General features: G+C 43.0%; 18 protein-coding genes. 16 read left to right on the forward strand and 2 right to left on the reverse strand.

Annotated elements, in window-relative coordinates:
- The first annotated feature begins 118 nt into the window (after nt 1–118).
- The 7 genes from BP97_RS0125240 (at nt 119) to BP97_RS0125270 (ending at nt 7,646) form a co-directional block, all read left to right on the forward strand.
- Entirely contained in the window at nt 119–1,426 is a 1,308-nt protein-coding gene (locus BP97_RS0125240) for an ABC transporter substrate-binding protein (RefSeq protein ID WP_028551620.1), read from the forward strand.
- A 521-nt stretch (nt 1,427–1,947) separates the two neighbouring features.
- On the forward strand, nt 1,948–3,420 hold the full coding sequence (locus tag BP97_RS0125245) for a vWA domain-containing protein (RefSeq protein ID WP_231506407.1): 1,473 nt from the start codon (nt 1,948–1,950) through the stop codon (nt 3,418–3,420).
- A 557-nt stretch (nt 3,421–3,977) separates the two neighbouring features.
- Nucleotides 3,978–4,655: a response regulator transcription factor gene (locus BP97_RS0125255; protein ID WP_028551622.1), complete on the forward strand. Its 678-nt coding sequence runs from the start codon at nt 3,978–3,980 to the stop codon at nt 4,653–4,655.
- Nucleotides 4,656–4,660: 5 nt separating this feature from the next.
- Nucleotides 4,661–6,088, forward strand: a complete 1,428-nt coding sequence (locus BP97_RS0125260; protein ID WP_442952388.1) for a sensor histidine kinase — start codon at nt 4,661–4,663, stop codon at nt 6,086–6,088.
- 98 nt (nt 6,089–6,186) lie between these two features.
- Nucleotides 6,187–6,270, forward strand: coding sequence for a phosphatase PAP2 family protein (locus BP97_RS41765; protein ID WP_156043314.1), 84 nt, complete (start codon nt 6,187–6,189; stop codon nt 6,268–6,270).
- A 147-nt stretch (nt 6,271–6,417) separates the two neighbouring features.
- Nucleotides 6,418–7,074, forward strand: a complete 657-nt coding sequence (locus BP97_RS0125265; RefSeq protein WP_028551624.1) for a TVP38/TMEM64 family protein — start codon at nt 6,418–6,420, stop codon at nt 7,072–7,074.
- Nucleotides 7,075–7,127: 53 nt separating this feature from the next.
- The gene (locus BP97_RS0125270) at nt 7,128–7,646 is read left to right on the forward strand and encodes a C40 family peptidase (RefSeq protein ID WP_028551625.1); all 519 of its coding nucleotides are present in this window, start codon (nt 7,128–7,130) and stop codon (nt 7,644–7,646) included.
- A gap of 387 nt (nt 7,647–8,033) precedes the next feature.
- Here BP97_RS0125270 and BP97_RS0125275 read toward each other — a convergent pair whose 3' ends face one another.
- The gene (locus BP97_RS0125275) at nt 8,034–9,203 is read right to left on the reverse strand and encodes an acyltransferase family protein (RefSeq protein ID WP_028551626.1); all 1,170 of its coding nucleotides are present in this window, start codon (nt 9,201–9,203) and stop codon (nt 8,034–8,036) included.
- A gap of 984 nt (nt 9,204–10,187) precedes the next feature.
- Here BP97_RS0125275 and BP97_RS0125285 point away from each other — a divergent pair.
- The 7 genes from BP97_RS0125285 to BP97_RS0125315 all read left to right on the forward strand — a co-directional run bounded on the left by BP97_RS0125285 (nt 10,188) and on the right by BP97_RS0125315 (nt 18,390).
- The gene (locus BP97_RS0125285) at nt 10,188–10,862 is read left to right on the forward strand and encodes a hypothetical protein (protein WP_028551628.1); all 675 of its coding nucleotides are present in this window, start codon (nt 10,188–10,190) and stop codon (nt 10,860–10,862) included.
- A 156-nt stretch (nt 10,863–11,018) separates the two neighbouring features.
- Complete coding sequence (locus BP97_RS0125290) at nt 11,019–12,704, forward strand: DUF6138 family protein (protein ID WP_028551629.1); 1,686 nt, start codon at nt 11,019–11,021, stop codon at nt 12,702–12,704.
- Between the two features lie 13 nt (nt 12,705–12,717).
- A complete protein-coding gene (locus BP97_RS0125295) occupies nt 12,718–13,164 on the forward strand; it encodes an SMI1/KNR4 family protein (RefSeq protein ID WP_231506409.1) in 447 nt (148 codons plus the stop codon).
- Nucleotides 13,165–13,288: 124 nt separating this feature from the next.
- Entirely contained in the window at nt 13,289–13,708 is a 420-nt protein-coding gene (locus tag BP97_RS0125300) for an immunity 22 family protein (protein ID WP_028551631.1), read from the forward strand.
- A 57-nt stretch (nt 13,709–13,765) separates the two neighbouring features.
- A complete protein-coding gene (locus tag BP97_RS0125305; RefSeq protein ID WP_028551632.1) occupies nt 13,766–15,319 on the forward strand; it encodes a leucine-rich repeat domain-containing protein in 1,554 nt (517 codons plus the stop codon).
- Between the two features lie 310 nt (nt 15,320–15,629).
- Nucleotides 15,630–17,378: a pectate lyase gene (gene pelA / locus BP97_RS0125310; protein WP_028551633.1), complete on the forward strand. Its 1,749-nt coding sequence runs from the start codon at nt 15,630–15,632 to the stop codon at nt 17,376–17,378.
- A gap of 202 nt (nt 17,379–17,580) precedes the next feature.
- On the forward strand, nt 17,581–18,390 hold the full coding sequence (locus BP97_RS0125315; protein ID WP_231506412.1) for an SGNH/GDSL hydrolase family protein: 810 nt from the start codon (nt 17,581–17,583) through the stop codon (nt 18,388–18,390).
- Between the two features lie 217 nt (nt 18,391–18,607).
- Here the strand turns inward: BP97_RS0125315 and BP97_RS0125320 are convergent, their stop codons facing one another.
- Nucleotides 18,608–19,087 carry a nucleoside deaminase gene (locus BP97_RS0125320; RefSeq protein WP_028551635.1) on the reverse strand — a complete coding sequence of 160 codons (480 nt, stop codon included), beginning with the start codon at nt 19,085–19,087 and terminating at the stop codon, nt 18,608–18,610.
- Between the two features lie 226 nt (nt 19,088–19,313).
- Here BP97_RS0125320 and BP97_RS0125325 point away from each other — a divergent pair, with 226 nt between their 5' ends.
- Nucleotides 19,314–19,784: a GyrI-like domain-containing protein gene (locus BP97_RS0125325; RefSeq protein ID WP_028551636.1), complete on the forward strand. Its 471-nt coding sequence runs from the start codon at nt 19,314–19,316 to the stop codon at nt 19,782–19,784.
- Between the two features lie 250 nt (nt 19,785–20,034).
- Nucleotides 20,035–21,417, forward strand: a complete 1,383-nt coding sequence (locus BP97_RS0125330; RefSeq protein WP_028551637.1) for an MATE family efflux transporter — start codon at nt 20,035–20,037, stop codon at nt 21,415–21,417.
- Nucleotides 21,418–21,577: the final 160 nt, after the last annotated feature.

A 21,577-nucleotide genomic window follows, 5' to 3' on the forward strand; every position in this document is an offset into this window, starting at 1 on the left:
GCACGAAAAGGAAGCTAATTAATGGACGAAATATTAGAAAGCGATTACATTTCTTGCGCGTGGACCAAATTATCAAGATTCAGTAAGAATAATGATCAAGAGAAGGGAAGGGTTAACGTTGAAAACTTGGAAAACGTTTATAGCACTATCCTTGATGATTATTGCAGCAGGCTGCGGGGAGGATGAAGCAGCGCAAAAGATAGCGAGCGAACAAACACAAGCCCCCCCGGCAAAAGTCGTGGATACTACGCCTGTTACGCTTAAGTTTGCCGTTCATTTGCCCATAACCGAAGAATTTAAGCGGCTCTATATCGAGCCGGTCGCCAAGAAATACCCCCATATTACGCTCGAACTTGTGACTGCCAACTCATTTAAGACATACGATACGTTGATTGCGGCTGGTGAGCTTCCAGACCTCTATATCTCTTTTAACGGTAACATGCCGGGGTTAAAAGAGCGTGGGCTTAACATGGACATGAAAGCACTTTTTCAACAAAATAAAGTGGACTTGAGCCGATTCGCACAAAACTATCTGGACGATATTCAATATGCCGCAACCGAAAAAGGCGAATTATATGGCTTGCCGATAGAAGCGGGATTTCATGCACTGTATTATAACAAGGAAATTTTCGATAAATTCGGCGTCCCTTATCCTAAGGATGGAATGACCATGGAGGATGCCTTGGAGCTTGCCAAGAAGCTGACAAGGATCGATAACGGTGTTCAGTATCGCGGTTGGGATTTGGGGAGCATCGTGAGAATGGCTCAACCTCTTGGACTGGAATATTTGGACCATAAAACGGAGAAAGCGATAACGTCAAGTGAAGGCTGGAAACGCGTGTTCGAATTGGGGAAGCAAATTTATTCGATCCCGGGCAACGAACCATCCAAAGATCCGAATAAGAACAGAGTAAATGGATTCATCAAGGACCGCACGATTGCTATGCTGAATGAAACCAACTTGTTCTCACGGCTTAAAGAGGCGGAGCAAGAGGGACTCAACTGGGATGTCGTGCAGCATCCATTCTACAAGGATGTGCCGAATGTATACGGAAATTCAACCGTTTATATGGTAGGAGCGGTTCCGACAACCAAACACATGGACCAAGTGCTTCAGGTTATCGAGGTGTTAACCTCCGATGAAGTCCAGATGAACGTCTCCAAAGCAGGCAGCGTTTCTCCACTTAAGAACGAGGCCATACAGAAAGCGTTCGGTCAGAACGATCCTTCCCTGAAAAATAAAAATGTGACCGGTATTGTAAAAAGCAAACCTGTGAAATACCCAATCTACTTATATAGGGAAATCGCCGAACCTCTTACTACGAAAAAGTTTGATGTTTTCCTGAAAGACTCAGGGGATGTGAACACGGTGTTGAGAGAGCTTGACGAGGAGATTAATAAAGCAGTCCAAATTGAAATGAAATAAAGGGTAGAATAAATATAATATTTTGTGAAATACGCACTTTCGCTTAATCCGCAGGATGATACCTGTGGATTTTTTTTCATTTAATAATAAGTGATGAAGGGATCTGCAAAAGAATAAGTTTACATAATTAATTATATGTCAACTTTATGGGGCGGACTTTATGCGAACACCCATTATCGACCGTATGCCAGAACACAAGGCTTCAACAAGGTTGTAGAGGTATATCTTTGTTCAAGCCTTTTTCTTAAATCAGGTTTTGCTTGATTTTTATCGATATAATCCATCGAGAATTGAGACCAACGCCTTTTGCCACATTTTATAAGAATGTCTATAATACTAATATTCCATCCCGGCTTTCAAAGAAAGCGACCGTGTGACTTCGATCTGGTCCATTCGAACCGGAATGCGGACTGCCTACTCTCCGTGGACATCCACTGAACCAAACTCTATCACTTTGTTAGAGTGAAGCGTTAAAGTGTATGGTGGATCCAAAACCAATGGAGTTAAAGAGAGGTGATGATATGAGAAAGAAAAGAAAAAGATTAGTCACTCATTTTATCTGCAGCACTTGTCACATCGGAGGTGAATTGATGATTCGAAGGTCTATCTTACTAATTGTAATGTTTATCATATTCCTTGTTGGTTGTGGTGATGAACCAGTAAAGAATGCCTCAAAAAAACAGGACACATCAGATTCAAGTCAAAGCAAAGCAACCCTAGAAATTCAGACCCCGACAGATTCAGTTCAAAGTGAACCCAACCCGGAAATTCAGAGCCCAGTGGAATCAAAGCAAATTGAAACTCAGACTTCCTTAACAGATGAACAAATATTAATGAAACCTCCGGGACGGTTTGCTGGTTCAAATTATAATGAACAGAATGTTCAGGAGGCACTGGATCAATTACCAAGTAATTTGACAGCTGATCAATATAAGGAAGAACTCCTCCTCCTATTGGCTGAAGACTATCGCACTTATGTGACCACTTTCATTAATTTTGAAACCGAAGTTAAAGTGGATAATCAACGACCTGATGATAAGATTACATTACCGACAAGTAAGAAGTTACACATTTCAATCTTACTTGATGCCAGTGGCAGCATGAAAGCAGAGATCAGTGGCAAATCAAAAATGGATTCTGCAAAAGAAGCTATTCAGAGCTTTGCAGACAAATTACCCCAAAATGCAGAGGTATCATTACGGGTATATGGACATAAAGGAACAGGAGATCAGAAAGATAAACAATTATCATGTAACAGTACAGAAGAAATCTTTCATGGTCAAGGCGAGCAGACAAATCAAATAAAAGAGGCACTTCAAGGTGTAAACGCAGCAGGATGGACACCTATTGCGAATGCTCTGAAATCTGTAAAACAAGATATTAATCCTGAGACAACCGATTCGATTGTATATGTGGTAAGTGATGGAATTGAAACATGTGAAGGTAATCCAGTACAGATTGCAAAAGAACTTAATCAATCAAAAGTTAAGACAGTTGTGAATATTATTGGTTTTGATGTGGATAATGAAGGACAAAAACTGCTTCGGCAGGTTGCTACATCTGGTGGTGGAGAATTTACTTCCGTTGATAATGACGAAGCGCTAAAAAAATATCTGAATAAAACGTATGATAAATTACGAGGCGAGTGGACGATATGGAAAGAAAAAGGAGCAGGAGAGGCCAATATACAAAAAGAACAGAAACAGGGAACAATCAATAAAACACAAGAAGCGATGCAAGGTTTAGTGAACAAAGAACATTCTAATCTGCTAGCAGCCCTTAAGTATTTAGAAACTAAAAACTTAAATGCTTTCCCACGTAGCGAGCTCTTTAAAAAGATTACTGAACGCCAGAATTTCGCATGGAAATATGCTCGCGATACCGGGAAGCATTTATATGACGAAGTATCTAAAAGTGGAAATAAGGTTTATAGCGATATAGTGGATGAAGGAAAAAAGAATGTCGATGATTTGACTAATAAAAAAATTAATTAACAGCTGCGGCGGAATGGCCTATGCTTAAACCACTAACAGGTTGACTATATAAACTCTATATTTAAACAATCACACCGCCACCAAAAGGCGGTGTTTTTTTATATTTTGGGGATTTAGCATCTCCTGCCGCGTTTTGCAAAAAATTTTCTCATTAAATTCTCATTTTACTGAATTATACTAAACCCACGGAGGAGGGAGGCACAAAATGAACGATTTCCTGCTGGTTCAGATTCAGCACTATGGCTATGCAGCATGTTCTGTTGTCCACCGCTTTAGGCATTATAGGACTGCCAACTCCGATTGAAATCTTGCTGTTGATCGCAGGTTTCATCACTGCTCAATCTCATCTGCCAGTTCAGAGTATCATAGCTCGCTGAATTTAGCTCATCATCATCTTCCGACAGCCTTGTTATTGCTGGTTATTGGTGCCGTTGTGCTCTTTTTAAGAACTCCGGGGTTCAAGATGAGGCCAGTTGGGAATAAAAGAGCTTATAACAAGTGAAATGAAAGCTAAACGATCGCACCGATATATGATGAAACAAAGGAAGAACTAGAAGATGAAAAAAGTGCTGCTTATTGAAGACGAAAAAAACCTGGCGATGTTTATTGAACTCGAGCTTCTGCATGAATCTTTCTCCGTTACTGTCGCTAATGACGGTCGGAAAGGCGTAGAGCTGGCGCTTGAACAAGAATGGGATATGATCCTGCTTGATATCATGCTGCCAGGTCTGAACGGTCTAGATGTGTGCCGCCGAGTCCGTGAAGCCAAAAAAACGCCTATTATCATGCTTACAGCTAGAGACAGTGTTGTTGACCGCGTATCTGGATTGGACAGTGGTGCTGACGATTACATTCCGAAGCCTTTTGCAATTGAGGAATTATTAGCCCGCATGCGCTCGTTGTTCAGAAGAGTCGATATGGCGGACGAGCCTGGATCCCATCAGCTTATTTCCTGCGGCGATATCGTGATCGATCTGGATGCAAGAAAAGTGATGAGAGGAGAAGAACCGATTGAGCTGACCAAGCGGGAATTCGATCTACTCGTTATTTTCGTGCAAAATCCAAACATCGTGATGTCTCGAGACTTGCTGCTCGATCGGGTGTGGGGATTTGATTCCGAGGTGGAGACGAATGTTGTAGATGTGTATGTTCGTTACTTGAGAAATAAACTGGATCCTAAAGGCAAGGAGCGCTTTATCGAGACAGTTAGAGGAATCGGGTATGTAATGAGATGAAGAGAGTGGTCCGACAATGGGTTGCTGGATTGACCATCAAGTGGAAAATGGTGTTATGGTCCTCCTTTATGCTTATCGTTTTGTTCACAGCCTATAATTTTGCGCAATATGCAGCAGTCAATCAATGGATGGTCAAGCAGGAGAAAGCTTCGATTCAAAAAACAATGACTCAACTGGTGGATTATTTTCAAGAAAAAATCCCCTTAAACGACACCAAAATCAAGAGCAGCGCAAATTTTCTAGAGAAACTGAACGAACATAATCAATTGATCCGTATTCTTGACGAGCACGGAATACCAATAATAACCATAACAGATCAAATGCCCGAATCGTATGTAACCCCTCAGACTGTTGATCGAGAAATGCTGCTGAGTCTATGGCATTATGAAGACCATCTGTTGGTTATGCGGAGTCCGCTAATCTCCGGTGACTTTCGGGGAACGATTGAAATCGTTAACAATTTGGAGACGTTTGATCAATTTACAGCAATGATTTTTTGGGTGATGATTCTAGCTGGTTGCGGGTCCGTCCTGTTAAGTGCTCTGGGAGGCTATCTTCTGGTGAAGCAGTTTCTTAAACCGGTGCAGTCTCTGGCTGATGCAATTCGCAATGTGAAACAAAAGGGGCTTCACGAACGGGTCGAACAGCACGGAGACAAGGACGAACTTAGTCGGCTTGCAGCATTATTTAACGATCTTATGAGTGAGTTGGAAACGTCGTTCAAGCAGCAGAAACAGTTTGTTGAGGATGCTTCGCATGAGTTGCGTACTCCGATTTCCATCATTAAGGGTCATCTTTCTCTATTGGACCGCTGGGGGAAAAGCGATCCACAGATACTGGATAAATCGTTAACTGCTTCACTTCAAGAATTGAACCGGTTGGAAGGCATTGTACAAGAACTTCTGGCGCTTTCCCGTTCTGAAAATGAGCTATTAGCTGAAGAAATCACATTACTGAAGCCAGAACGCCTGCTTGAGAGGACGGTCAGACGATTTACTGTTCTCCATCCCAAGATGCAGTTTCAGGTCGACCTTTCTTCAATAGGAGAAGACACCATGATTAGGATGATACCTCATCATTTGGAACAAGTACTGCTTATTTTGTTAGATAATGCAGTGAAATATTCAAAGGAAGGTACAACCATCGCCATTAGCGGCAGAAGGCAGACTGATGCGTTGATAGTGGAAGTTCACGATCAGGGGATCGGTATTCCTCCTGAAGACTTACCTCATGTTTTCGATCGATTCTATCGGGTTGATAAGGCTAGAAGCCGGGAACAGGGAGGGACAGGCTTAGGCTTGGCCATTGCCAAACGGCTTGTTGAAGACAATGGAGGAGTCATCTCCATAGCAAGTGTGTGGCAGCAAGGAACCAAGGTTAGTTTGTCATTCCCACTAACTAGCTTCAAAGACTTAAAGTTTGACCCTGTTTGAATAAAGAGTAAATGGTGGTTCCAAGCGATCATGCGATGGGAGCATTCGCGAAAGCTACAACATTCTGGCTGCACAAACCACGGATAGGAATAGTATAGCTGGCCGCGGCGGCCTGCATTGGACTATCGCGGGTATGCACGGGAGTTCATTATCCTCTGGATGTGATAACAGGCGTGGTATGAAGGGCTTGAATACAGACTATGGGATAAGATAAGAAAAAAGAGAAGCGCACTTTGAATTCTTAATGACTACCCGGGAATGAAGATGCTAATATCAGGAAAACTTACTGGTGAGCCGAAAATTATGGTTTTAAGAGGTGAACCTATTTTGTGGAGCAGCAGCCGCAGCCATCATCCCAAACACGACTAATAAGCGTGATCAGTCTAGTACTCATCATCATAGTCATAGCCCTGTACATTTATTTACTGCGTATCGGGGAAGCGCAGCGTCTGCTGGGAGCCGTCCGACATATGGGCTTTATCGGTATCGTATTCGGAATCCTCATCCAGACGATCGTTAACATATTGCCTGTACCTGGAGAGTTCACTTCTATCGTTCTTATGGAAATTTACGGACCGATCTGGGGAGGCGTATACTCCTGGATCGGAGGACTTATGGGTGCAATTGGTGCCATGTTTTTGACCAAGTGGATCACCAAGCCGTTTTTCGGTCAGCTGACCCGTCCTTTTTTGGATAAAGTAAGACAGCTCGTACATCGGCGAGAATCATACGGATTGCTCCTTCTGCGGTTTGTTCCGTTAGTGCCTTATCATTTCGTAAATTACACGGCCGGATTGCTGAATGTAAAAACATGGGTATTTATATGGACGACTGCGGTAGGCATCCTGCCTTATACCATTGCTATGAGTGGTATTTATGCCGGTGTAAGTCAAGGTTCGCTTAAGTGGGGCCTTATTGGAGCTGGAGTGTTTGTGTTGCTCTTTGGGATTAGCCTCATTGTAAAGAAAAGAAAGCAAAGCTTATGATGCACACGATAATAGAATCTATCACGACTAATACCTAGAGAGGGGATATTCCAATGAAAAAATTGATTGCCTTAGTAGTGGCCACCTTCCTTGCATTTAGCTCCTTGGGTACCGTATCAGCAGCAGTACCGAGTTCAACTAAGCTATCTTCTCAGCAGCAGAAGCTTATCAGCGTAGGTAAGACCCAATTGGGAGTTCCTTGGAAATACGGTACGATGAAGCCAGGTATTGGCTTTGATTGCTCAAACTTCACTTCTTGGGTGTATAACAAGGCACTGGGAATTAAATTCACTAGCTCATCTAGAAGTCAGCGTTACACAACATCACTAGGTACGCCAGTAAAAATAGATAAAAATAATAAATTCAAAAATCTGCAAGTCGGAGACCTGTTGTTCTTCGCTAATTCAAGTGATGCCGGTGGTGGCGCTCATGTAGGCCTCTATGCTGGTGAGAAAAATGGTAAGCATTATGTCCTTCAAGAAGGCGGCGGACGCGGTAAAGTCACTTATGAGCCGATGGAAGGAACATGGTTTGCCAGCAAGCTGGTTTATGCCAAACGCATCTTAAAGTAAATAGTCGTTATTCTCATATCTATTGTTTGTTAACGCTGTCGAGAGCTCTCGGCAGCGTTTTGCATGTCTGTTTGTGTATGAGCAAGAAGTATCTCACAATAATGCAGATGAAAAAGGTTACATTGTGACAACCGTTTCCAGTCATGTCATTCAGGTCAAACGAGCCATTTGATTATTCAAATATGTACGTTCATTGGAAGCTGAGTATCTTCGCTTTTTTTATCCCTTTTTGTTCAACAGGATTTTTACTAAAAACATGCATATAAAGTTAATTGATCAATATAGCTTGCCTACGCTTCATCAATCATTTTTTGAAAACGCTGATGATGATAAAACCGGTAAAGTAACTATACTTTTCATTAGACAGGCGATAATGTTTGTTAAAAATTACGACACCTTTGCTTTTTCAGTTTGAACATTAGTTTTTAATGATGATCTAATTAATAAGTGCCCAAGTTTTATTGAAGGAAACTCCACAGCATAATACATAATGCTCGCTACAATAAATGATAAAACAAAAGAAATTGCTAAAATCATTTCAAATGATAAAATTTCATGAAGAATGTAAGTCATTGAAAGAATTACAATCATATGGTACAAATACAAACTATAAGAAATCTTTCCTACAAAATTAACCGGCTTAAATAATAATGCCGCTTTAATTGTCTTTGAATTAAGGCTAAAAATTATGAATATAGAACCACCAAAAGCAATTGCCCAATCATTGATAATAAATGAATGAAACATTGATTTGTTCGGCATGATTAACCAAACATACATATATGCAACGAAACCGATCGCCAAAAATGATACTTTAATTACTCTATTCAACCTTTTATAAAAAACACTAATTACATTCCGATACTTGGCTAAAATGATACCTAGAATAAAAAACGCAGAATAATGAGGTGTCATAAGATAGGAGGAGTAGCCAGTGAATCTAGTTATATCATAATGAAAGAATTTAAGTAAGAAATAATATGTCAATAAGAATAGAACAGGAATAGAGAACATGAAAACCAAATTCCACTTCCATTCTCTCTTAAGAACAGTGAACATAATTAACGGAAATAGAATTGAAATCCTCATCTCATGAATAAGTGACCAAAGAACAGGATTAAGCGTCATCGTATCCGTCTCCGCCAATAAAAAAAGATGTTCTATGAACAATTGAATTGTTATAGGCTTTGACCAAATATAATTAAACCACTTACTCAACTCTGATATTTCCTTATAGTACAATAGGTTCATCAATAAAATGCAATTAAGAACTGATATTGCACTAGGAATTAAGATTCTACATACTCTTCGAATTATGTAATCTTTATAATTTACCTGCTTTTTAGCAAGATAAGGCAGAGACAAAACGAATCCGCTTAAGATAAAAAACAAAATTACAGATTCGTGCCCTAACCAAAAAATATGAAGAGGCGTATAATTTAATTTTTCAAAGATATTGCCCCCTAACAGAATAATTGAGATATGTGCTAAAACAACCGATGTAGCAGCTATACCCCTTAACGAATCCATTTCTTCATACCGCGTGTTAACTTTCAAGATACCCCCTCCAATACTAACGAACACTTTGTTCTTTATAAAGAATATCCGGTGTTAATATCCACGTCAATATGATTAAGTAATTTGTATAGTGTTGTATGGAATATATCAATGGATAACAAACATTAAACTGAATGTTTGTATCCAAAAGAAGATGTAACCTCGAAAAGGTTCTCAAGTTATTTATGCTTTTTTAGTAAGTATCGCGGAAAAGGACTAGGATCCAAAGCAGGCAAGGAGAACGACAGGATCCGTTGATTATGAAATTCTCCCTGTAACAACGGGAGATTTTTTTTATTGACGTATTCGTTTAGAACAATTCGGTATGCAATAACTAGCCATTAGTTTCAAGACCTTTTTGAAGACCATCGGTCCTATTTATATAGGCAATTGAGCTTATTTTCGTTGGCACCTTGCTCAATTATGATTAAATAGTAATAAATACCAGTATTAATTGAATTTAATGTGAGAAGTAAGAAATGGATTGGAAATGCGTGGACTGCTATAAGTTGGCCAAAGAAAACGCTAGATATTTCCGGAAATTGTTAGAGGGGAGGGGACTGCGGTTGAGAACCTTCGGTTTCATTCTCACTCTGATCGGATTTCTGGTATGCCTTGCCACAGCCGCATTGTGGATCTGGCTCAACGCGTTTGCCTGCGGCATGAGCCCAAACGGGTGCAACAGTTTTAGTTTACACTGGGAGGACACTGAAGCCCTTGCTTACTTTATTCCGCCATTCGTACTCGGGTGTTTACTAACCGTTGCGGGGGTATTCACGATTATTAACAATCGAAAAGTCTGACTAGCTCGGCAGAAACGGTTCATAATTAATGCCCTTTTGATTCCTATTGGGGAGAAAAAGGGCTTTATAGTTTACTTTCTCATCATTTTGATGTTGCTGCTATCTTAATAAATAGCTATGAGTATCGGACAAGTTGGCATTTTACATGTATTTTCATGCAAATGTGGAGGGGGCATTTTCTATGAGAAGTTGGGCAGCGGCAAAGCTACCAGAACCAGCGAGCTTAAAAGAGCGGATGAAGATCATGGCAGCGCTGGATGCGATTTTATGCGAAGAAAATTGGCTTCGGGTTCACCGTTATGAGCATGCCTGGAAGCCGGGAGTGGATCTGGGTGTGATAGAGAACGGTGCCGGGGATCATCTGTATGTTTTGTTTATGAAAGAAGGCGTTCTCGTTAAAGGCTTTGACCATGAGTCTCCGCTCAGCCCGCATGCTAGGGAAGATGGGCGGATCTGTCCGGGCATGTATGATGAGCTGCCGGAAGACGTGCTTGCAATCCTTCAGAACAACAGCGAATTCCTTGAAGAAGAAGACGTAACCTTCTGCATATGGCGAATGAAAGCCGATTCCACATGGCGAAGCGGTGAATGGGATGGTTTGGATGAGGTGGACGAAAGCGACAGGGATGGGGGAGCAGCTTTTTTATTCGGCTATTTGAAAGAGTCAGCCGTGAACTACGTGGAATGGGCGGAAGGTTATTTCGGCCTGGAAAAACCGCTCCCGCTTGATGTTGTCAGCCAAATTTATCAAGGTTCCCGTATAGAGGAGGACTGGATTGCGACTTTGAATCCTGAGAGAAAAGTTCAGGAAGTGCTGCTTGAGTTGAACAAAATCGGGTTCAGCAACCTAGGATAACTTGGCTTGTTTTCATGTTTTCTGGCGCCGATGAGGTGTGACTACACTACAGAGCGTTCGAAGTGGCCGCTGAGCTTTTTAAAGTTGAAATCCTATAATAAAATATTCGGGACACCTGTTACCAGATTTTGCTAATGGCGGGGAAGGTGACCCATAATGGAGGGACAAACAATAGTTGCGACAATAGCCGATGAAATATTCGAAATAATGAACGAATGGTTCGATCAAATCGAAAAGAAGGACGCCGCCACGATTGTACGACGCACTTCCTTGCAGATCGGCATACATGATTATGCCCGTTTCGATTATAACGAAGGAAAAATCCGTGTATTTTCATTCGACGATGATTTTAGTTCGCCGGAATGCCAACACAAAGGCTTACGGCCGACGGAGCCGCTCACAAAGGAAAAGATTACGAACGAACTGCTGCCGTTGATAGAAGAAAGGCTTCTGAGCCGCATTAAGTCTTATGATAGCAACCCTTTGCTTCATTACCGCTTTAAGATTGTTGCAAAATTTACCGCAGCCGATGGTCCATTTGATGTCACAGTGGTGGATTATGTCAATGAAAGCAAGAGAGCAGTGCTGCTGGAACGGATTAATAACTACATACAGTATAATCTCGAAGCCAAAGCCTTTCCGACAGTTCCACTGGAAAGCTTCTTCCTATCCAATCATTTGGTTGATCCCGGTTTGTTTCCTACGTTAGATGTAAAGGAAATATTGCGTATATACGACAGGGTCATGGAGTTGAATAAGAAAAACAAGGCGAAGCTGGACGAGCATAGGGCTACGTTCATTCGCGCTTTTCGTAACTGGACCGAAACTGAATTTCTTCCTCTCTATTTTTACTGTACGAAACAGAACTGGGGACTTCCTACCTATGCAAAAAAGGATGGGATTAATCTAGCTGGCATCGATCCACATCAAATGGAGCTCGCGTTACAAACGGCTATCATGATCATTAAGTATGAGCCGAATTATAGCAGAAACACAGGTATCGAAATGTTGGAGCTGCTGAAAGAACTGGGCAGCGTCAAGGCGGAGCGGGCCATGAAGGACGGCAGCGGTACGTTTGACACAGCCGATGTTGGTTTTAAGGATGAACGGCTAGAATGCCGGGCTAATGATATATTTTCGACGATTACGGTTCATATCAAGGATGAATGCGCGGACAGCTATGCGAAGGCGATCGATTTTATTTGCAACCTGCTGAACAAAGGCTTCTCCAAAAGCTATCAGATCAAACTGAAATCCCAGTCCAAGCAGTTGCTGCCCATCCCTGGGTTGGCCAAATCGCAAACACATCGTTTCTTCGCCAACGCCCTGCAATATAGAGAGCTGTTTCCTAAGCTTGAAGTCTATGCGCGATCAGCTATGGCCGAACACGAATGGTACGACGACACGGAAGGGGAGAAAAATTGCATGCCCGGCACCTATGCTGTATTCGGCTTGGGGCTGGCAGATAAGCAGCATTTCCCGTTAGTACAAACCTATTTGAGCCTTGTGGATCAGGAGCATCAAAATGTACAGCAGTCGTTCACGCTGGCGCTTATACAACATTACGGCATCGACTCGACGTCACTTCCAATCGTCGTAGCTTGCTTAATGCGGTGTAACGAAGGTAAGTTCGTCAAGGAGCGGGCCCAATTCGAAAGCACCCAAAATTTGCAGGTACTGTTGACGCTTATGGAACCATTCGACTCGTATGAGGCCGAGCATCTGATATATATGATCTGGGGTAGCAAGAAGAACCTACAGGCGAGAGCTCGGAAGGAAAAAGACGAAGATCAGCAGCGTTTGTTCACGGACATACTGGCATTAATGGACAAACGCAAGTAAGGGGGACAACTTCATGTTGAAAGATGAGCTCATGGAACGTCTTTATCATTTTTTCGGCAAAGAGGACAATACATCTCTCGTCGCTGTACCTGCAAATGACGAACAAATTGCCGATGCGGAGCTTCGCTTGCATGTGACCTTCCATGCGGATTATATCCAATTCATCAAGGCATTCGGCGGAGGGTATGCAGGATTGCCCGTACACGCATTCTCCAACGGCAATGTGTTTGGGAATGAAACGGTCGTTGAATTGACAATGGAGTTTAGACAACAGTTCATGGGGAGTGCAGCGGGAAAGCAACTGCAGGACGGTTATGTTATTTCGATGAATGGTTGCGGCGATCCCATCATGCTCAATTCCAAAGAGGAAGTACTCATCTGTTACCATGATTCGGGTGAGATGGATGTTGTGGCAAGATCGTTCGCCGAGCTCATTGAGAGTAACTTCTACGAGTGGTAGCAGCTGACCTGTCGATCCGGACGGTCAGTCAGACACGGATGTGTTGGATGCGGAAAAGAACCGAGCAATTTAATGCCTGTTTATGTATTCCAATAACTGAACAAACAAGGCAGGTGTAGTCAAGATGAAACATATTGTAACCATATGGGGAGCCAACTTCTCTTCTGAGGAAGAACTGGAAGCTTTTGTCGAGACCGATTACGACGACGACGGAGATGCACTGCCTTCCGCCTTTCTAGCAGGCATTGGGTGCTCCTGGATCGATGAAGATTTTCAAGAGCTGCATTATTTCAACAATGAGGACGAACGTAAGGCCTTTATCGAGTATTTGCGTTTGGAATATTCGCCACACGAGCCGTTCGCCGAACAACTGCCGGCAAAGATCGCTGAAACCATTCAAGCTTATAATTCGATCATTCTTTTGTATGGAAACAATTCGCCATATGGAGCCATTAATGACGAACTGTTTCAAATCGTCGAAGCAGGCTTGCCGACTGGTTCGTTGGTTGTTCTTCTTACAAGTGTCGGGTACGAAAGCCGATAAAGATTCTTGAGATTTTATTGATTGTTAGCCATGCGGCCTCACTAAGGAGGAAATTACATGAAACAAATACTACTAGAAATAATTGAGCTTCTGCAGGGAGATCTTCCCCAGCTGGCTGCATCATTAAACCCGCCTGCTGCGGAGGAGGAGCTTCGCAAGGCGGAAGCGGCACTAGGATTTAATCTTCCGTCAGAGCTGAGGGAGTTTTACCAGATCCATAACGGAGAAAAGGAGGGAGGGCCCGGATTGTTTTTTGGACTTCCGTTTCTATCACTGGATGACATGCTTGCGGAATGCAGGATTTGGAGCGGTCTGGAAGATGATGTCATGGAAGTGGAGCATTATTCCGTTCCCGCAGGCTGGATTATGGAACAGTACATTAACCGCTATTGGCTGTCGATCAGTAAAGATTGGGGCGGCAATAACATCGGCATTGACCTGGATCCAGCAGACAAAGGGAGAGCAGGACAGATTATTAACTTTGGCCGCGATGAAGAGGTCAAGTACGTGATAGCCCTCGGTGTCTCTCAATTGCTGCATTTTATCCGCGATACTGCTAAGGAAGGCAATTACAGCGTTAATCAGGAAGATGAAGAATACATTTCATGGAGCTATGGCAAAGAAGGGGCAGTCCATTTTCTCGATGCGATTCGCAGGATGGAGCTTCCTGTGCTTGAGCCGTTAAGACAAGAAGCGGGTGTCGAGGACGCAAATGTATGGTTTGATGCCCTGGATAACGGTTGGAAAGAAAGAATCATGGATGCGAGCGGTTCTCCGGATGCTTTTCTTCGTGCGAAGCGGCATCTTTTTATAGGGAAAGGATTAACGGATATTACTCCACTGGCACAATGCGAGGACGTGCGCGAGTTGGTTCTGAGTGTGAATGAAATTCGTTCCATCGAAGCACTGAGAGGCTGTAAGCAGTTGAAAATATTGTATCTTGTGAAGAATCCGGTTTCGGACCTTCGCCCACTGCAAAGTCTGGAGCATTTACAGGAGTTGATTATTTCCGGTACGGCTGTTACCGACGTATCTCCTCTCAGCTCGCTTCCCAAATTGAAAGTAGTGGATGTACAAAATACGCACATCCGCGATTTTTCTCCATTGAAGCAGATCAAGAGCTTGCGAGCGCTGGAGATTTCCCGACCTGATGCGGAGCAGCTTTGCAGTATATCCGAACTCAAACAGGTTAAGGAGCTGTCGATATCCGGATTAGGTCAAATAACCGAGGACGACTTGGCCGTATTAGGCAAGCTCGTGAACTTACGCAAGCTGGTGCTAGATGAGGTTACTCTGCGGAATTTGCAGTTTGTTGAGAAATGCCATAAGCTGAAAGAGGTGATTATGAAAGACTCAGCAGTTGAGGATATTTCCGCACTGGCTAAGCTTGACAACCTCCAGTCCTTGGAACTGAGTGGTTGTTCTGCCGTTGGGAAGCTGGAAGAGTTGGCCCGTTCAGCCTCATTGAGCAAAATAACGGCCTCTTTCCAGCAATTTTCTTTGTTAAAAGAATGTTTCGACCGGGCAATCGATTTTTCCACCATAACCGGAGGAATGACGGAAGCCGAAAGCGACATCTGGCATGCATATTTGGATGGCGTTCGAAGATAGGGTATATGGTGAGGGTTAAGGAGTAAGTGATCTAGGACATGCCATTCTAGAGTGGCGATCAGCATCGGAGCTCTAGTTATAAGGAGTTATTCCTTGTAGCTAGGGCTTTGATTGGTTTAAGGTCACATCCCGCGTGCTCATGAACTACTATCAGCAAAAAAGGCAAAGAGCTGTATTGGACAAATATATTAAATAAATCAGGTGAAATGAACAATTTATTGGCAAGAATTGCATCCGATTATTCAGTACACTTAGAAAGTGGGCCTTATCTGGTTCTCAAATCACGAATATTTACTAGGAGGTTTTATTGATGTTGTCGAAGCCAGCAAAGAAGCAAGTACTACTTACGACGGTGTGTTCGCTGGGAATGCTGATGTTATCAGTTTATCCTGCACACTCCGGGTCCAATGCCTTCGCTGCCGAAGCGCCGAAGATCGTCAAAGCCGAAGCCATCGCGCCGACGAAGGTGAAGGTTACCTTAAGTGATAAGCTGAGCAGTTTTAACCCTGCCGATCTTGAGCTTGAGGCGGCTATGGGGGACTGGTACACTCTGAATCCGAATTTTTCGAAAGCGTTTACAGTTGTAAAAACAGTAGAGGAAAAGGATGCGGAGGGAAGAACAACCATCGTTCTTGAGACTAAGGAAGCCATGAATCCGGACGCTACGATCACCCGGCCCATAAAGGAGAATCCGAAAAGCGTTCCCTTTCAAAAGGCGGCTTATTTTACGGGTGATCCAGATAAAGATATTCGACAGGCGGACAACCTTCTCACATGGCAGACTGCGGAGGGTGGTTGGTACAAATATAGTGTGAATGATAAATACGGACGTGCTTGGGATGGCCAAGAGAGCAAGTCTGATTGGCGGACCAAAGACGGCAAGGATATTGGCACCGTCGACAATAATGCCACTACGAATGAAATATTGTTCCTCGCTGTTATGTATAAGCAGACTGGTGACCTTCGCTACAAGGAAGCTGTGAACAGAGGGCTGAATTTTTTGCTGACGATGCAATATCCGAGCGGAGGCTGGCCTCAAGTCTATCCGGCACGCGGGAATTATTCCGATTATGTCACCTTTAATGATAACGCGATGATGCGAGTGATGAATGTTCTTAGTATGGTCAAGAAGCACGATTATCCGTTTAATACCGACATTGTAGCGAATGATAACGTGACCAGGCTGCAGGAAAGTCTGGACAAGGGGTTGGATTATATTCTGAAATCACAAATTACGGCGAACGGTTTGCTAACTGCTTGGTGCGCCCAGCATGATCCCGTCACTTATGAGCCGCGAGAGGCCCGGGCTTACGAGCATCCTTCTATTTCAGGATCCGAATCGGTGGAAATTGTCAAGTATTTGATGGCACTGCCTAATCAAACACCAGAGGTTAGCAAAGCAATTAATAATGCTTTAAATTGGTTTGAAGCAAATAAACTTAGTGGGATTAAATATGTTTCGGGGGATAAGAACAATGTGTATTTCGTACCGGATCCGGCTAGTACATCCTGGTACCGTTTCTACGAAATCGGAACTAACCTGCCGATCTTCTCCGGACGCGACGGCATTATCAAGCATAATATACTCGAAATCGAAGACGAGCGCCGTAACGGGTATAGCTGGGGAGGCTCTTGGCCGTTGAACTTGCTCAAGATAGCAAATACCGCAGGTTATTATGAGAATCGTATCTATGTCAAGGTCGTAGGCAACAGCTCACAAACAGCTGACGGGCAATCCCTAAATGTCGGAGACATGAAGAGAGTCGAAGATGCAATCGCTCCAGTGATTACGCTTCAGCCGATCGGCAAAAAGACAGGGAATCACTATAATATCAGCACAACACCTTGGTTACTGGGTGGTACGGTCAGTGAGAGAGCGGAGGTCCGCGTAAATAGTATCGATGCACAGGTGGGCAACGATCTTGTCTTTATCTCAGCACCGATTGAACTTCAGCCGGGAATGAACGACATTAAAATTACGGCGGTTGACGCAGCTGGAAACTCTGCTGTACCAGTCACTCTTCAGGCAGTACCGACAAAAGGTACAGCGAAGCCATAAGTGCTAGAATATTTTCAGCATTCGGCAGCAGACCAGATTAAATCTGGTCTGCTGTTTTATTTTCCTTGGCGAATAGTGGGTGGTTCCCGTTGGAGCCGCCTTATCGATACGACGATAATGGAAGCGAATGAAGAAACCCGTACGGGGAACCTTAGTAAAGGAGAAAACTTCTACTTTTACCATGAAAGGACTGATTAGGTTGATGCGTAGCTGGTGGAAGCTAGGTTTAGCGTTCTCTTTGATCTTCGCACCTCAGCTTCAAGTTTGGTCTTCCGGGGATACGGCCGAATCGATTCAGGAGTTCTATCAGAGCTCCAAATCAGGCAAGCTCATCGACTTCGTCGGCGACAGTACGACAGAAGCTGCAGATGGCCTATATGACCAACTGGAGGAGATCTATGGGGGTCCAGGAGGCGTTCTGGAAGGAGTGAAAATCCGAAACCGAGGTTCTAGCGGCAATACGCTGCATCATTTTGTTAACCAAATCGCTACTCACGGCAATACACTTGACCATGTGATTCAAGATCAGGCCAACCTGTATATCATTTCTTACGGAATCAACGACATTCGAGAAAGCAGTCCTGCGCAGATTAAGGCTGATCTGAAGCTCGCCGTGGACAGGCTCTTGAAGGAAACTCACGGCGGGATTCTGCTGCGTATACCGAATCCATTCCTGTCAGTGAACCGATGGAGCTATATTCATATGGATAAAATAGAGAACGCGCAGCTTTACTCCGATCAGCTGTGGGAGGTTTATTATAGCTTCCGGGACTATAACCCGCGCGTCGATATTCTCGACATTCCCAGCCTCGTGTTTGGGCGTCAGGTACGGCCAGAGCATCCGTTTATGCAGGATACAATCCATCCGAATGAGGCAGGCTACCGGGCAATCGCCGATGCGGTCACTCAGAAAATATCCGGCCAGACGGTCAAGTTTAATCCGGAGGCTTTGAAGTATTCCAATAGGGAACACACCGGTATGACAGAGCCACTAGCTTCAAATCGCCAATGAAGTTATACGTTTCGGCAGACTAAACAGGTAGCTCTAGAATGGAGATTTAATGCCGCGTAAATAGCGGCTTTTTTGTTTAATGGGATTAAATTTCTTCAATAGACTGATCTGAATTGATTCACTTTAAAGTCAAGTAAAAAGGGTATCTTTGGGGATACCCTTTTTACTTGACTTTGCATTCTTGCTCAATCGAAATCCTTGTTCAAATGCGGCGTACTCAGCGTTTATCGCGAAATTGACGATGGAGCTCCCGAACTTGCTCAGCAAGTTCAGGAACAGGGCCGTCAATGGTAGTATCACGAATCACTTGGTGGATAGCGAGATTACGAACACGCGTTGCGGCAACCCCCATTTCACACATCCATTGTGCCAGCTGTTCTGAAGAACTCGCATAAACAATACGACCTAATCCAACCCATCCATGGGCCGCAGCGCACATAGGGCAATGCTCGCCCGAGGTATAGACCGTCGCCTTGCCTCGTTCATCCGTTGTCATGTTCTTGGCAGCCCAACGCGCCAAAGCAAATTCAGGGTGTTGGGTATGATCGCCACCGGCTACATGGTTGTGGTCTTCCGCAAGCACATCTCCGCTGGCTGAGACAAGGACTGAACCGAATGGCTCATCACCCGCCTCCAAAGCAGCTCTTGCAAGTTCAATACAGCGTCTCAGATGCATAAGATCATTACCATTTATCATGGTTGAACCTCCTTGTTAATTCGTTAACAAGCAGGCTCCATCTATCCATTTTCTCAGCCTGCTTTGTTTTTCATATTTATGCTAACATGAAGTCCACTTGATGAAAAATATATAAAATATAAGTTTCGCTTAGGTTTCTCATATATGAGCAGAAATCATTAGAAGGAAGATAATGGGGATATATCGAAATTATCACCACCAGATTTTATACAAGGAGACGATGCGAATGAGTAATACACAGATTGATGTTGTTCAATTAGGGGAGAGAAAATATATTGGCATCGCAGTAACTTCTCCATTGAAAAACGTTAAAGGTATTGGGGAAGCACAACAACTTTTCATGGAAAGAAAAGAAGAAATTCAAAGCATAATGGACGAGAGCACTTATGTTTGTGTACATTTTGCAAACGAGGTGTTATTCACCTATATCTATTGCATGGAAGTAACAGAACTACAATCTATTCCAGAGAGTATGATTGGCTTTAAAGTACCTAGTAACCAATATGTAAGAGTACAATCCAATGGCGAAGAGCCATATGGACTTATTGATAAATTTCTACGGGACAAAGGAATGCAAAGAAATTCAAATTCGGTTTCATTGGAAGTGTTTCAATTTGGAAAAGAGGAAAGTAAGTATACTGCTGAAATTCTAGTTCCGGTTGTTGTTAAACTCAATCCAAAGAATGATTGCTATTGAACTAGCGGGCTATTACTCCAGCACCTGCAACGGACCGTGGAGAAACATTGCTACCGATGTGGACATGACCCTACAAACTTTCATTTCAGAGTAATAAAGACGAGATTTGGGGCTCTTGTCAGTGGTAATTTTACAAATGATTATTTCGGTTTAGATTCCCGTAATATGGTATATTGAGGAGGGAATTCCTTACCTTTAATTACTTTTTTTGAGAAATTAATTAACTCTAAAGTGAAGAAGGGTTCTGCTCATGGGTATATTTGTGCGAGAGACGTCATTCTACAAAACATTCTTTACACTGACCCTTATTATCGGTTTACAAAACATCATTACTTTCGGGGTCAACTTATCCGACAATTTTATGATTGGAGGTTACAGTGAATCAGCGCTTTCCGGTGTCGCGGTAGCGAATCAAATTCAGTTTGTGCTACATATGCTTGTCATGGGGGTAGGCGAGGGATTAGTCATTATGGCATCAAGATACTGGGGTGCAAATGACATCGAATCGATAAAGAAGATTACCAGCATCGGCATGCGTCTTTCGATTCTAGTTGGTTTGAGTATGTGGGCTGTTGTCTTTTTCTTTCCTCATAGCTTACTCTCATTGTTTACTAATGATCAAAACGTTATCTCTGAGGGAACAAAATTCGTACAAATCATTTGCTTTTCTTATATATTCTTCTCTATTACCAGTATCCTACTTGCGACACTGCGGGGTGTAGAAACAGTCAAGATTGGTTTTATTTTGTCCTCGACCACGCTCATCATCAATGTGTGCCTGAATTATCTCTTCATATACGGACATTTTGGCTTTCCGAGTCTAGGGGTGCGAGGAGCAGCCATTGCAACCTTGTCGGCAAGAATCATTGAACTGATCATTGTCTTAATCTTCGTGAAGCGCTTTGATCGAAAGATCCATTTGAAGCTGCGTGATTTCTTCAAAATCGAGATGGGTTTGTTTAAGCACTATGTTAATCTAGGATCACCTATTCTAATGTCCAACTTTATTTGGGGTATTGCTATGGCGACACAAACATCCATTCTCGGGCATATGGGAGCGGCTGCGATTGCGGCCAACAGCATAGCAACGACCATCTTTCAAATTGTATCCGTCGTGGTTTTTGCCTCTGCAAGCGCTACGACAATTGTAATTGGCAAAACAATTGGGGAGGGGCACATGGATAAAATTAAATCCTACGCCAAGACCCTACAGGTGCTGTATCTCATCATTGGGCTATTTACTGGTACTCTACTTTTTATTACAAAGGATCATGTGCTTGACTTTTATTCCATTTCCGCGGAAGCAAGGGCTCTTGCACTTCAATTTATGACAGTACTGTCCATCACCGTTTGCGGAACTGCCTATCAGATGCCGTCTTTAACAGGGATCGTACGCAGTGGAGGGGATACCAAATTTGTTTTGTACAATGATACCATTTTCATGTGGCTGATTGTCCTTCCGGCTTCAGCGCTTTGTGCTTTTGTGTTTGATTTTTCGCCGTTAATTATATTTATCTGTCTAAAGTCGGACCAAATCCTTAAATGCTTTGTAGCTATTATAAAAGTTAATCGATTCAAATGGATCCGAGCGTTTGAGCCTTATTCGTCTGAAACAAAAGAAACGGTTGCTTAACGAACAACTTCACTTTGTTAAGTTCACAGGCTTCAGGTAATATTAGGAAGTATGTAGACGCGTGAGTTTTTTATAAAATTATTTTTTAAATGTGATGAAGGGAATGTAAGCGTTTCATCGAATTTTATTCTTGAATCAAACTTTAAGGGGGATTGAAGAA

This window comes from Paenibacillus sp. UNC451MF (assembly GCF_000686845.1).
Classification (GTDB): domain Bacteria; phylum Bacillota; class Bacilli; order Paenibacillales; family NBRC-103111; genus Paenibacillus_S.